Annotated in this window: 11 protein-coding genes, 1 tRNA gene and 1 pseudogene; 8 read left to right on the top strand and 5 right to left on the bottom strand. The window is 69.4% G+C overall.

Annotation, left to right across the window (positions count from 1 at the left end; all coding sequences use genetic code 11):
• Positions 1-109: 109 nt before the first annotated feature.
• Both QR78_RS13510 and QR78_RS13505 read right to left on the bottom strand, forming a co-directional pair.
• Positions 110-2,455, bottom strand: a complete 2,346-nt coding sequence (locus QR78_RS13510) for a xanthine dehydrogenase family protein molybdopterin-binding subunit (RefSeq protein ID WP_082171667.1) — start codon at positions 2,453-2,455, stop codon at positions 110-112.
• Positions 2,452-2,931, bottom strand: coding sequence for a (2Fe-2S)-binding protein (locus QR78_RS13505; RefSeq protein ID WP_048428044.1), 480 nt, complete (start codon positions 2,929-2,931; stop codon positions 2,452-2,454). The genes QR78_RS13510 and QR78_RS13505 overlap by 4 nt, the downstream gene beginning before the upstream one ends.
• 616 nt (positions 2,932-3,547) lie before the next feature.
• Here QR78_RS13505 and rpsA point away from each other — a divergent pair.
• From rpsA to QR78_RS13465, 8 genes are all read left to right on the top strand, one after another.
• On the top strand, positions 3,548-5,260 hold the full coding sequence (gene rpsA / locus QR78_RS13500) for a 30S ribosomal protein S1 (protein WP_048428043.1): 1,713 nt from the start codon (positions 3,548-3,550) through the stop codon (positions 5,258-5,260).
• Positions 5,261-5,511: 251 nt separating this feature from the next.
• Entirely contained in the window at positions 5,512-6,468 is a 957-nt protein-coding gene (gene sppA, locus QR78_RS13495; RefSeq protein ID WP_048428042.1) for a signal peptide peptidase SppA, read from the top strand.
• A gap of 79 nt (positions 6,469-6,547) precedes the next feature.
• Positions 6,548-6,874: an integration host factor subunit beta gene (gene ihfB, locus QR78_RS13490; protein ID WP_048428041.1), complete on the top strand. Its 327-nt coding sequence runs from the start codon at positions 6,548-6,550 to the stop codon at positions 6,872-6,874.
• 116 nt (positions 6,875-6,990) lie between these two features.
• Positions 6,991-7,344 carry a LapA family protein gene (locus QR78_RS13485; RefSeq protein WP_048428040.1) on the top strand — a complete coding sequence of 118 codons (354 nt, stop codon included), beginning with the start codon at positions 6,991-6,993 and terminating at the stop codon, positions 7,342-7,344.
• Between the two features lie 2 nt (positions 7,345-7,346).
• The gene (lhpI, locus tag QR78_RS13480; RefSeq protein ID WP_048428039.1) at positions 7,347-8,285 is read left to right on the top strand and encodes a bifunctional Delta(1)-pyrroline-2-carboxylate/Delta(1)-piperideine-2-carboxylate reductase; all 939 of its coding nucleotides are present in this window, start codon (positions 7,347-7,349) and stop codon (positions 8,283-8,285) included.
• Positions 8,286-8,332: 47 nt separating this feature from the next.
• Positions 8,333-9,061 carry a phosphoribosylanthranilate isomerase gene (locus QR78_RS13475; protein ID WP_048428038.1) on the top strand — a complete coding sequence of 243 codons (729 nt, stop codon included), beginning with the start codon at positions 8,333-8,335 and terminating at the stop codon, positions 9,059-9,061.
• 52 nt (positions 9,062-9,113) lie between these two features.
• Complete coding sequence (gene trpB, locus QR78_RS13470) at positions 9,114-10,334, top strand: tryptophan synthase subunit beta (protein WP_048428037.1); 1,221 nt, start codon at positions 9,114-9,116, stop codon at positions 10,332-10,334.
• Positions 10,335-10,457: 123 nt separating this feature from the next.
• Positions 10,458-10,534 (top strand) — tRNA-Met (locus QR78_RS13465).
• A gap of 419 nt (positions 10,535-10,953) precedes the next feature.
• Here QR78_RS13465 and QR78_RS13460 read toward each other — a convergent pair.
• The 3 genes and pseudogenes from QR78_RS13460 to QR78_RS13455 form a co-directional block, all read right to left on the bottom strand.
• Positions 10,954-11,405: pseudogene (locus tag QR78_RS13460) on the bottom strand (transposase); the annotation flags it as partial.
• Positions 11,406-11,963: 558 nt separating this feature from the next.
• Positions 11,964-12,260, bottom strand: coding sequence for a hypothetical protein (locus tag QR78_RS34095; protein WP_125901000.1), 297 nt, complete (start codon positions 12,258-12,260; stop codon positions 11,964-11,966).
• 68 nt (positions 12,261-12,328) lie between these two features.
• Positions 12,329-13,489, bottom strand: coding sequence for an iron-containing alcohol dehydrogenase (locus tag QR78_RS13455; RefSeq protein ID WP_048428099.1), 1,161 nt, complete (start codon positions 13,487-13,489; stop codon positions 12,329-12,331).
• Positions 13,490-13,565 lie beyond the last annotated feature (76 nt).

Raw genomic sequence — 13,565 nt, 5'->3', positions numbered from 1 at the left:
TTCCGGCGAAAGTAAGAGACGGCTCAGAAAAAAAGGGCCGCCCCCCGGCGGGAGGCGGCCCCTCGTCTCGTCGAGATCCGCGGGGCCGAACGCCCCGCGGGATCTTGGCTCACGCGCTCAGCTTGTCGCGCATCGGCAGCTGGCGGATGCGCCGGCCGGTCGCCGCGAAGATCGCGTTGGCGATGGCCGGCGCCACCGGCGGCACGCCGGGCTCGCCGACGCCGCCGAGCGGCTTGTCCCAGGACCCGCCCTGCACGAGGTGCACGTTGATGATCTTGGGCGCCTCGTTGATCCGGGTCAGCTCGTAGGTGTCGTAGTTGTCCTGGACGGCGCGGCCGTTCTTGAAGGTGATCTGAGCGGTGAGCGCGAGGCCCATGCCCATCACCACCGCGCCCTCGAGCTGCGAGCGCACCCGCTCCGGGTTGACCTGCTGGCCGCTGTCGATGGCGATGTCGACCCGTTCGACGGTGACCTCGCCCTTCGGCCCGACCGAGACCTCCGCCACGGCCGCCGTGTAGGTCACGAAGCTGTAATGCGCCGCGATGCCCAGCCCGCGGCCCTTGTCCACCTTGCGGCCCCAGCCGGCGCCCTTGGCCACCGCCTCGATCACGTTGCGCAGGCGCCCGGTATCGATGGGATAGCGCGAGGGATCCTCGCCGTAGTTCCAGGCATCGCCGATCTTGACCGGATCGATGATCCGGGCCGGGCCGATCACGTCGAGGAGGTAGTCCTTCGGGTCGCGGCCGGCCATCTGGGCCAGCTCGTTGATGAAGGACTGCACCGCGAAGGCCCGCGGGATGTTCGACACCGAGCGGAACCAGCCGATGCGGACATGGGCGTCGGCCGGCGGGTTCTCCATCCGCATGTTGGGGATGGCGAACGGCACGTTGACGAGGCCCATCCCGAGCTCGATCGGGATCTGCTCGTTGGCGCCGGCCACGAAGGTCGAGCCGATGGTCGGGGCCGCGCTGCGGTGCAGCCAGGCGATCGGCATACCCTTGTCGTCGAGGCCGGCCTCCAGCCGCTCCACCGAGACCGTGTGGTAGTAGCCGTTGTGGAGGTCGTCCTCGCGGGTCCAGGTCATCTTGACCGGGGCGCCGTCCATCGCCTTCGAGCAGAGCGCCGCCTCGACGAAGTAGTCGGGCTTCGACTTGCGGCCGAAGCCGCCGCCGAGCAGCGTCACGTTCACCGTGACGGTCTTCGGGTCGACGCCGAGGCGCTTGGCGATCCGGTCGCGGGCGGCCTGGGGCGACTGCACGCAGCCCCACGCCTCGATCGTGCCGTCCTTGGCGATCCTGACGGTCGCGGCCGGCGGCTCCATCGGGGCCTGGACGAGGTGGGGGATGTAGTACTCGGCCTCAAGGCGCTTGGCCGCCTTCTTCATTGCCGCGTCGACGTCGCCTTCCTGGCGCACCACCTTGCCGGGCTTACGCACGGCCTGTTCCAGGGTGGCCCGGTAGGCGTCGGAGTCGTAACTCGCGTTCGGCCCGTCCTCGAAGGAGGCGTTCAAGGCCTCGCGGCCCTTGATCGCCGCCCAGGTGTTGCGGGCGATGACCGCGACGCCGCCGGTCGGCATGAACTCGTAGGGCGGGGCCGGCGGATCGATGGTCACGACCTTGACGACGCCCGGCACCTTCAGGGCGGCGGCCTCGTCGAAGCTCTTGACCTTGCCGCCGAAGACCGGCGGGCGGGCGACCACGGCGTAGAGCATCCCCTCGACGCGGGTGTCGAGGCCGTACTGCGCCTTGCCGGTGGTGATGCCGACATTGTCGATGAGGCCGACGCGGCCCTTGCCGATGTAGCGGAAGGCCGACGGGTCCTTGAGCGTCACCGTCGCGCGGTCGGGCACCGGCATGGAGGCCGCGGCCTGCGCGACCTCGCCGAAGCCGATCCGGCGGCCGGACTTGGCGTGGACGAGGGCGTGGTTCTCCGTCGTCACCTCGGCGGCCGGGACGTTCCACTGCTTGGCGGCGGCCGCGACCAGCATGGCGCGGGCGGCGGCGCCGGCACGGCGCAGCGGCATGAAGAAGTGCCGGAGCGAGCGCGAGCCGTCGGTGTCCTGGTTGCCGAAGCGCTCCTCGTCGCCATGCGCCTGGGCGACCTTGACCTTGGCCCAGTCGGCATCGAGCTCGTCGGCGACCACGAAGGCCACCGAGGTGCGCACGCCCTGGCCCATCTCCGAGCGGATGCAGGTCACCGTCACGGTGCCGTCGGGCGCGATCGCCACGAACAGGGTCGGGTCGTCGCGCCAGCCATGCGGCATGCCGTCGGCGCCGAATTTCGGCGGATCGGCGGCGAGGGCCCCTTGCGGCTTCAGCGACAGGGCGAGCACCAGGGCACCGGCCCCGGCGATGAGGCCGCGGCGGCTGAGCTGGCCGGGCGAGACCTTGGCGACGATGGATTCCGGCTCGTCGGCCGGGGCGGAGGTGGGGAAGGAGGCGAGGTCGTGAATCACAGGCGATCTCCCTGGCCGGCCTTCGGGGTCAGCCCCGCCGCCTGCTTGATGGCGGCGCGGATGCGCGGATAGGTGCCGCAGCGACACAGGTTGCCGCTCATCTGGTTGTCGATGTCGGCATCGGTCGGCTTCGGGGTCTCCTTGAGGAGGGCCGCCGCCTGCATGATCTGCCCGGTCTGGCAGTAGCCGCACTGCGCCACGTTCAGCTCGCGCCAGGCCGCCTGGACCGGGTGATTGCCGTCCGGCGACAGGCCCTCGATCGTCACCACCGGCTGGCCGTCGGCGGCCGAGACCGGGGTTTGGCAGGCCCGCATCGCGGTGCCGCCGACATGGATGGTGCAGGCGCCGCAGGCCGCGACGCCGCAGCCGAACTTGGTGCCCGTCAGGCCGAGCTCGTCCCGCAGGTACCACAGCAGCGGCATCTCGGGGTCGCCGTCGAAGCGGCGCTCCTCCCCGTTCACGTTGAGCTTGATCATCGTCGCCCTCCGGCTTCGGGAGGCTCTTCCGGCGCCCCGCGGACACGCTTCCGGTCGCGGCGCCACCTCCCTCTCGTCGATTGCGGTCTCGGCGCCCCGGCCCCCCGGACCGGACGGCGCCGCTCTCCTCCCTCACGCCGTGCATGCGGCGTGCATTCATGCATCGTGGACGTCGCCGCCCCGGGACACGTCCCGCGAGCCGATCGTCGGAGCCCCGCACCACGCCCGAACATGAGAATGATTTAAGGCTAGGGATGGGTAACCCGGACCCCCGCGTGTCGGCAAGCCGCCAGTTCACCGTCAGGTTGCCGCGCCGGGCCGCTGCAACGCCTTGCCGCGAGTTCCGTTTTCGTGTATCGGCCGCAACTCCGGTCGTCCCATGCCGGGATGCCGCGTGCCGGGCCCTCGCCCGTCCGCACCGCGCCCCGGCCGGGACCTTCGGAGCACACGTTTCTGCCCGTCGATCACGCGCCGGCCCGCTTCCCGTTTCGGGGGCGGCGGTTCTGGAGAAGCCCCGAGGCGGGGCCGCTTTGGGACTCCGGCGGGCGGAAGCGGCCCGTCGATACGAGCCGCCGGCGCCGTCCCCTCGGAGAGAGCGGGGCGAAAAGGAGCATAGATGTCCGCAGGTTTGCAAGGCGCCTCGTCGAGCCGCGAAGATTTCGCCGCCCTTCTGGAAGAGTCGTTCCGCGAGCACGAGATCACGGAAGGTTCCGTGGTCAAGGGCCGCGTGGTGGCGATCGAGAAGGACGTCGCCGTCATCGACATCGGGGCGAAGACCGAGGGCCGCGTCGCCCTCAAGGAGTTCACGGGCCCCGGCCGTGACCAGCCGATCGGCGTCGGCGACGAGGTCGAGGTCTACGTCGACCGCATCGAGAACGCCCTCGGCGAAGCCGTCATCTCGCGCGACAAGGCGCGCCGCGAGGAGAGCTGGGTCAAGCTCGAGAAGGCGTTCGAGAACAACGAGCGCGTCAGCGGCACGATCTTCAACCAGGTCAAGGGCGGCTACACCGTCGACCTCGACGGCGCCGTGGCGTTCCTGCCGCGCTCGCAGGTCGACATTCGTCCGGTCCGCGACGTCACCCCGCTGATGGGCACGCCGCAGCCGTTCCAGATCCTCAAGATGGACCGCCGCCGCGGCAACATCGTGGTGTCGCGCCGCACCGTGCTCGAGGAGAGCCGGGCCGAGCAGCGCTCCGAGCTGGTGGCCAACCTCGAAGAGGGTCAGGTCATCGACGGCGTGGTCAAGAACATCACCGAGTACGGTGCGTTCGTCGACCTCGGCGGCATCGACGGCCTGCTGCACGTCACCGACATGGCGTGGCGCCGCGTCAACCACCCGTCCGAGGTGGTCAACATCGGTCAGACCGTCAAGGTCAAGATCATCAAGATCAACCACGAGACGCACCGCATCTCGCTCGGCATCAAGCAGCTGCTCGCCGATCCGTGGGAGGGCATCGCCGCCCGCTACCCGGTCGACGCCAAGCTCAAGGGCCGCGTGACCAACATCACCGATTACGGCGCCTTCGTGGAGCTGGAGCCGGGGATCGAGGGCCTGATCCACGTCTCGGAGATGAGCTGGACCAAGAAGAACGTCCATCCGGGCAAGATCGTCTCCACCTCCCAGGAGGTCGAGGTCCAGATCCTGGAAGTCGATCCGGTCAAGCGCCGCATCTCGCTCGGTCTCAAGCAGACCCTGCAGAACCCGTGGGAGGCCTTCTCCGAGAAGCACCCTGCCGGCACCGAGGTCGAGGGCGAGGTCAAGAACAAGACCGAGTTCGGTCTGTTCATCGGCCTCGAGGGCGACGTCGACGGCATGGTCCACCTCTCGGACCTCGACTGGAACCGTCCGGGCGAGCAGGTCATCGACGAGTTCAAGAAGGGCGACGTGGTGCGCGCCCAGGTTCTCGACGTCGATGTCGAGAAGGAGCGCATCTCGCTCGGCATCAAGCAGCTCGCCGGCGACCCCTTCGCCGATGCCGGTGACGGCATCCGCAAGAACCAGGTCGTCACCTGCGAGGTGCTCGAGGTCAAGGATTCGGGCATCGAGGTCAAGATCGTCGATTCCGACCTCCAGGCCTTCATCCGCCGCGCCGACCTCGCCCGCGAGCGCAACGACCAGCGCCCCGAGCGCTTCGCCGCCGGCGAGAAGCTCGACGCCCGCGTGACGCAGTTCGACCGCAAGGCCCGCCGCGTCCAGCTCTCCATCAAGGCCCTCGAAATGGCCGAGGAGAAGGAGGCGATCGCCCAGTTCGGCTCCGCCGATTCGGGCGCCTCGCTCGGCGACATCCTCGGCGCGGCCCTCAAGGCCCGCCAGGCCGACAAGAAGTAAGGGACCCGCCCGGGCCGCGAAGGCCCGGGCACCCCTCCACGATCCGGACGCCCGCGCGGAGAGCCCCCTCCGCGCGGGCGTTCTCGTATCCGTATTCTCCCGATCGGGGAGGGGGATGGCCCCAAACCGGTCTTGCCGCTGCGCGACGGCCGGGGGTAGAACACGCCGGGAGCGAGGTGCGCCAAGGACTTGCAGGGGACGCCCCTGCCGGACGGGCGCACCCGGAGGTCGGACCAGGATACGGGCGCCGCATGGCCATCGATGCTGAACTTCTCCTCGACCGGCGATCCTTGCGCCGGAAGCTGTCTGTCTGGCGCGCGGTCGGGATCGGGGCGCTGATCGTCGCCGCCGGCGCCGTCGGCTGGCGGGCGGCCGGGGGCACGGGGTTCTCCGCCGTCACGCCGCAGATCGCCCGCATCAGCATCGACGGCTTCATCGCCGGCAGCGAGAAGACCCGCGAGCTGATGAAGCGCGTCGGTGAGTCGAGCGCGGTCTCGGGCGTCGTCGTCTCGATCAACTCGCCGGGCGGCACCACCACCGGCTCGGAAGAGCTGTTTCGCAATCTCCGCGCGCTGGCCGAGAAGAAGCCGATCGTCGCCTTCGTGGACGGCACGGCGGCATCCGGCGCCTACATCACGGCGATCGCCGCCGACCACATCGTCGCCCGCGAGACCTCCCTCGTCGGATCGATCGGCGTGCTGTTCCAGTATCCCGAGGTGTCCGGCCTCCTCGACAAGGTCGGGGTGAAGGTCGAGGAGGTGAAGTCCTCGCCGCTCAAGGCCGAGCCGAGCGGCTTCCACCCGACCCCGCCGGCCGCCCGCGAGGCCCTTCAGGCGATCGTCGGCGACACCTTCGGCTGGTTCAAGGACCTGGTGGCCGAGCGCCGCAAGATGAATCCCGACCAGCTCAAGGCGGTGGCGGACGGCCGGGTCTTCAGCGGGCGCCAGAGCGTGCCCCTCGGCCTGATCGACGAGACCGGCAGCGAGCGCCAGGCCGTCGCCTGGCTCGAGCGCGAGAAGGGCGTGGCCAAGAACCTGCCGGTGCGGGACTGGAAACCGCGCTCCGACAACCGCTTCGGCCTGTTCTCGGCCGCCGCGTTCGGCGCCGGCCTCCTCGGCTACGACGATCTGGCCGCCCGGCTGCGGCAGGCCGCCCCCGAGACCGCCGCCCTGACCCAGGGCGGGCTGCTCGCGGTCTGGCGCCCGTAAGGCGCCGACCCGCCTCCCCGCGAGACGCATCCGCCCCACGCATCCCCGGCCGGCCCCGCCTCAGTCGAGACGATACTCCATGATCAAGTCAGAGCTGGTCCTCAAGATCGCCGAGCAGAACCCGCACCTCTACCAGCGCGACGTCGAGAACATCGTCAACGCGATCCTCGACACGATCGCCGACGCCCTGGCGCGGGGCGACCGGGTCGAGCTGCGGGGCTTCGGCGCCTTCTCGGTCAAGCGGCGGGAGGCGCGGCGGGGCCGCAACCCGCGCACCGGCGCCGCCGTGGCGGTGGCCGAGAAGGCGATCCCGGTCTTCAAGACCGGCAAGGAGATGCGCCTGCGCCTGAACGCCGCCGGGATCGGCGCCGACGAGCCGAGCCGGGCCGAGGCCGCCTTGAGCTGAAGGCGGACGCCGCGACCCTGGCGCCCGCGCGCCCGCGCGTTACAATTTCCTCCGCGGGACTCCGTCCGGCGGTCCCGATCCCCTCCCGCATCACCGACGAAAGACCGGGTTTCCCGATGATCCGCTTCCTCAAGGGCCTGATCCTGCTGCCCATCGCGATCGTGGTCGTGCTGCTGGCGGTGGCCAACCGCCAGCCGGTGATGCTGTCCTTCGATCCGTTCACCAACGGCACGCCGGCCTTCAGCATGGCGATGCCGCTCTACGCGCTGATCTTCGCCGCGGTGGCCCTCGGCATCGTGGTCGGCGGTGTCGGCTCCTGGCTCGGCCAGGGCGACAACCGCCGCGACCGCCGCGCCAAGGGCCGCGAGCTCGCCCGCCTGCGCCACGAGGCCGAGCGCCTGCGCCAGGCCGCGCCGCCCCCCGCCACGATCGGCCGCACCGCCCTGCCGGCCCCGGTCGGCCGCGCCTGACCATGCGGTGGATCGGCGAGGGCGAGATCGACGCGGCGCTCGACCACGCCCGCCTGGCCGATGCCCTCACCGCCGCCTTCCGGGCCGGCGCCACGGTGCCGACGCGCCACCATCACGCGATCGAGACCGCCCCCGACGGCGCCTCGCTGCTGCTGATGCCGGCCTGGACGCCCGATTATGTCGGCATCAAGATCCTGACCCTGTTCCCGGGCAACCGCGCGAACGGCCTCGACACGATCCAGGGCGGGGTCCTGCTCTGCGGCGGCCGCGACGGCCGGCCGCTCGCCCTCCTCGACGGCGCCCGCCTGACCCTGTGGCGCACCGCCGCCGCCTCGGCGCTCGCCGCCCGCCATCTCGCCCGGCCGGACGCCGCCAGGATGGTGATGGTGGGAGCGGGCGCCCTCGCCCCCTTCTTGGTGCGGGCGCATGCCGCCGCGCGGCCGATCCGCCACGTCGCAATCTGGAACCGCCGGCCGGAGGGCGCGGCGCAGCTCGCCGCGACGCTCGCCGCCGAGGGGTTCGACGCCGAGCCGGTGACCGACCTGGCATCCGCGGTGGGGGAGGCGGATCTCGTCTCCTGCGCCACCCTGTCGACCGCGCCGCTGGTGCGGGGCGACTGGCTGCGGCCGGGCACCCATCTCGACCTCGTCGGCGCCTTCACGCCGGCGATGCGCGAGGCGGACGACGCGGCCTTGCGGCGCGGGCCGCTCTACGTCGACACGCCCGACGCCCTCAAGAAGGGCGGCGACGTGGCGGTGGCGATCGCCGCCGGCGCGCTGACGCCCGAGGCGGTGACGGGCGACCTCGCCGCGCTGTGCCGGGGCGAAGCGCCCGGGCGGCAGGGACCGGACGAGATCACGGTGTTCAAGTCGGTCGGGGCCGCGATCGAGGATCTGGCTGCGGCCATCGCGGTCTGGGAGAGCCTGACGCCGTCGGCTTGAGCCGCGAAACCCGTGCGATCCGGCATCCGACGCTCTATAAACGGCGCATGTCGCCCGCACCCTTCCTCGTCAAGATCTGTGGTCTCGGTACGCCCGAGACGCTCGAGGCCGCCATCGCCGCCGGGGCCGACCAGATCGGCCTCGTCCATTTTCCCCGGAGCCCGCGCCACGTCGACCTCGACCACGGCGGCGCCCTGTCGCGCCAGGCCCTCGGCCGGACCGAGCGGGTGGTGCTGCTGGTCGATCCCGACGACGCCCTCGTCGCGGCGGTGGTGGCGGCGTTCCGCCCTGACTGGCTCCAGCTCCACGGCAGCGAGAGCCCCGAGCGGGTGGCGGTCCTGCGCGCCCGCACCGGGTTGCCCGTGATGAAGGCGCTCGGCATCGCCACCGCCGACGATCTCGCCCGCGCCGCCCGCTACCGGGGCGTCGCCGACCGGCTGCTCTTCGATGCCAAGCCCGCGCCCGGCGCGGTCCTGCCCGGGGGCAACGGCCACGCCTTCGACTGGTCGCTGCTCGCCGGGGCCGGCCGGACCGACCCGTTCATGCTGTCGGGCGGCCTGACGCCCGAGACGGTGGCCGACGCCGTGGCAATGACGGCCGCTCGCGCCGTCGACGTGTCGTCGGGGGTCGAGACCGCGCCCGGCCGCAAGGACCCGGCCCGCATCGCCGCCTTCGTGGCGGCCGCCAGAGCCGCCGCGGGCGCGGACGGGTCCGCCGCCCGTGCCGCCGGGGGTGCGACCGCGCCGGAAATTGCCCCTGCGGCGCGAAGGGCGTAAGCCCCGCCGACACATTTTTTTCACGATCCCGTCCAGAGGCAGAGCTCCCGCCGTGACCGCTCCCCAGAATCCGAACTCGTTCCGCACCGGCCCCGACGAGCGCGGCCGCTTCGGCATCTTCGGCGGCCGTTTCGTCGCCGAGACCCTGATGCCGAACATCCTCGCCCTGGAGCAGGCCTACGCCGCCGCCAAGGCCGACCCGGCCTTCCAGGCCGAGATGAACGGCTACCTCACCCACTATGTCGGCCGGCCGAGCCCGCTCTACTTCGCCGAGCGACTGTCCGAGCACCTCGGCGGCGCCAAGATCTACTTCAAGCGCGAGGAGCTGAACCACACCGGCTCGCACAAGGTCAACAACGTGCTGGGCCAGATCCTGCTTGCCCGGCGCATGGGCAAGCCGCGGATCATCGCCGAGACGGGAGCCGGCCAGCACGGCGTCGCCACCGCGACCCTCTGCGCCCGCTTCGGCCTCAAATGCGTCGTCTACATGGGCGCGGTCGACGTCGAGCGGCAGAAGCCGAACGTCTTCCGGATGAAGATGCTCGGCGCCGAGGTGGTGCCGGTCGAATCCGGTACCCGCACCCTCAAGGACGCGATGAACGAGGCCCTGCGCGACTGGGTCACCAACGTCGCCGACACCTTCTACTGCATCGGCACGGTGGCGGGGCCGCATCCCTACCCGGCGATGGTGCGCGACTTCCAGTCGATCATCGGCACCGAGACCAAGGCGCAGATGCTGGAGATGGAAGGCCGCCTGCCGGATTCGCTCGTCGCCTGCATCGGCGGCGGCTCGAACGCCATGGGGCTGTTCCACCCCTTCCTCGACGACCGCGAGGTCGCGATCTACGGCGTCGAGGCCGCCGGCCACGGCGTTTCGAGCGGCCTGCACGCGGCGTCCCTCACCGGCGGCAAGCCCGGCGTGCTGCACGGCAACCGCACCTACCTGCTGATGGACGGCGACGGCCAGATCGCCGACGCGCACTCGATCTCGGCCGGCCTCGATTACCCGGGCATCGGCCCCGAGCATGCCTGGCTGCACGAGATGGGCCGCGTCACCTACCTGTCGGCGACCGATACCGAGACCCTGGAGGCCTTCCGGCTCTGCTCGCTGATGGAGGGCATCATCCCGGCCCTCGAGCCCGCCCACGCCCTCGCCAAGGTCGCCGAGCTCGCCCCGAGCCTGCCGCGCGACCACCTGATGGTCGTCAACCTCTCGGGCCGCGGCGACAAGGACATCCCCCAGGTCGCCGAGATCCTGGGCGATACCCTCTGATCCCCGCGCGCCGCGCCCAGGATGGCGCGGCGCAAAAAGGCCTGCGACGGTTCCTTGACAGCCCCGCCGGCCTCCCCCTATACCGCGGCCATCGCAGCGGCGCACACGGACCGGCCGCAGCGGGGCGGAGTAGCTCAGTTGGTCAGAGCAGAGGAATCATAATCCTTGTGTCGGGGGTTCAAATCCCTCCTCCGCTACCAAAGTTTTTCAACCCCGCTAAGCAGTTAGCGGGGTTTTTCATTGCCGTGCCCTTGCGCCGGAATGGCAAGATCTCCTAGTGCAGCCCAAGAAATTGCCCTGATCCCGTAACGGTTTTCTGGGGGGTCAGACAGCACTCTAGCGCACTCCTGTCGCACTCGTCTGCACCGCAGCAACCCGACAGGGCCGCCCCTTTGAGACCCCTTGGCAACGTCCCCGACGACCGCTTCCGACTGTTCCAGCGCGAGGGCAGCACCAAGTGGCAGATGCGCTTCAGCATCCGCGGACAAGGGCAGCTCGAGCGCTCCCTCGACACCGACGATCTGCGGGAGGCACAGCGACGGGCAGAGGCCATCTGGTACGAGGCTACCTACCGCGCGCAGCAAGGGCTCACCGCTCGTGCCCACACCTTCGAGAGCGTGGACGCCGAACGAGCGCTCTCGGGACGTGATCGCCAGCTGTCATCCGCGCTGGGGGACACTCCGAGCACGCGGCACATGAGACGCACCGGCCAGGTGGTGGCATGCTGCTCGATGAAGGCGAACGTCACTTGGGCATCTGCGCGAAGATGCCGATCGCTTTTTTTAGCACGTCGCGCTCCATGCGCGTCCGGTCGAGTTCGCGGCGCAGGCGGGCGATCTCAGCTGCCTGATCGGACGGCGAGGCAACCGGGCTCGTAGGAGCGGGGTCCGGCAAGCCTGCGGGTCGCTTTAGCGGCGAGCCCTCCATCAGCACGGTTCGCCACTGGCGCAGCAGGGAGGGCTGGATCCCGAGTTCGGCGGCGACCTGCATCCGCGACCGGCCGCTGCTCTCGAGCAGGGCCCCCGCCTCGCGTTTGAATTCGGGGGTGAACTCGCGTCGTGTCTTCGCCATCAAACACCTTCCCCGCCCGAAACGAGCGTATCAAAGGTGTCCGCGAAACCGAGGGAGGATCAGGGCACACCGGGGTGTCGAGGGCACCCACCAAGCAGCATCCGAGCGGTCATTTCGCCCCTATACCCCGCGAAGGGAAGGGCAGTCAGCGCTGATGCGCCAGGAGCATCGTACAGCGCGTTCGATGGGCTTCCAGCAGCTGGGCGGTTGCTGCGTCGCCCCTTCGGTCCTGGGGCACCCTGAGCCCAGCGCGACAGCTTCCGCCCTCGTGGAGCAGCACCGCTATCCCATGCGGACCTTCGAACTGTCTCCGATATGGATGGCATGGGGTAGAGGGGCCGGCACGGCCATTGCCGCCTCCATCCAATGCGTTTCGAGACTCACATGGCTCGGCTTCGGGCGTCGCGTCAGGCGGGTTGTCGGCGGAGGTAGCCACGGATAGCCGGGAACAGGATTCACTTCTTCGTTCCCCCCTGAATAAGGCAGGCGACGCAAAACTCCGCACAGACGTAGCCTGCGGGAATGCCATCTAGGAGCGACCAAGTCGCGACCTCCCGATCACCCGCCGCATAGGCGATCGACGTGATAAGGAAAAACCGCATAACACAAAATCAAAACGGCTTTCTGGTCGCGAAAAAGTTCGACATCGAGCGGGGCTCCATGTTGCCGATCGATATCTGCATGGCACGGATTTCCAATATTTGACTTAGCTAAAAGGGCAGCGGGCGCACTCAATAATCGGATGGTGAAGATGATGAAATTGAGCGCCGTGCGGGCAGTGCTTCGCCTGTGATGTGCCTTGCCGATGACCAGGGTAGGGCAGCCGGCGAGGAGATACTTAGGGGTGTCATACAACGTGTTCGAAAGGCGTCCTCCGCCTTGCCTCCACATTGCTGTCTATTAAATTCAACAGATCATAATACTCAAGCGCACCAAGCCTCTCTATAAAGAGCCATGATCGCTTTGACGTCTGGTATGATTGGATTGTTCGACGGCGATCCTGAGGCGAGGGCCTGCTGAGCCATCGTAGGGAGCAGGGTCGTCCAGGTTGCCGGGTCGACGCCGTAGGCTTTCGGGGTCGGGACGGCAAGATCGGCGTTTAGAGCACGCAATTCGGCTACGAGGGCTCGGGCTGCCGCATCATCGTCCAGGCCGGCGGCGAGCCCCATCGCACGGGCACAATCGGCATACCGCGCCTCGGCACCCGGAATGCTGTAGGCGGTAATCGCAGGCAGGAGCATGGCATTGGACAGTCCGTGCGGGACGTGAAAGTGCGCGCCGATCGGCCGGCTCATTCCGTGAACGAGAGCGACAGAACTGTTCGAAAACGCGATCCCGGCCTGCGTCGCGCCCAGCATCAAGGCTTCTCGGGCGCTAAGGTCGGCTCCGTCGACATAGGCGCGCCGCAGATGTGGAGCGATGTTCCGTATCGCCGCCAGTGCAAAGCCGTCCGAGAAGGCGTTGGCGCGACGCGAGACATAGGCCTCGATCGCATGCGTCAGGGCATCGATCCCGGTATCGGCGGTCAACCGCGGAGGTTTGCTGAGTGTCAGCTCGTAATCGACGATCGCGGCAACGGGAAGAAACGACAATCCAGCGCACAGCATCTTCTCGCAGTTGTCGTTGTCGGTCACGACGGTGAACCGCGTGACCTCAGACCCGGTGCCCGCCGTCGTAGGGATGCCGATAATCGGAAGCGCGGGGCCGTTTTCCTGGTGGGGAGCCTTGTAGTCGCGCATCGCGCGACCCTGGACGCAGAGGACGGCGACCGCTTTAGCGGTATCGATCGGGCTGCCGCCGCCAAGGCCGATCAAGCAGTCGAAACGGCCCGCTTCGACCGCGGCCAAAACGGCGGCGACCGTTCGGGTATCGGGTTCCGGGATCGTGTCGGAGAAGACCGCCGACTCGATGTGCGCGGAGGCGAGGGCGGCTTGGAGGCGATCGGCAGTCCCGTTTCTCACCATAGTCGCATCCGTGACAATCAGCGGCTTCGACAGTCGCAAGTTGCTCAAGATGTCCGCCGTCTCGCCGAGGGCGCCCCGGCCGATACGGATGATGCGCGGCAGCGTGATCTGATAGCTCATCGACTTTCCCCCCGATCGGCGCTGCGCCGGCCCATCGACGATCGTGATGGGCCTCGAACCGCGCGCGATGCTCTTC

This window comes from Methylobacterium indicum (genome assembly GCF_001043895.1).
Classification (GTDB): Bacteria; Pseudomonadota; Alphaproteobacteria; order Rhizobiales; family Beijerinckiaceae; genus Methylobacterium; species Methylobacterium indicum.
The sequence above is the reverse complement of the archived record's forward strand: the minus strand, read 5'-3'. Positions and strand labels throughout refer to the sequence as shown.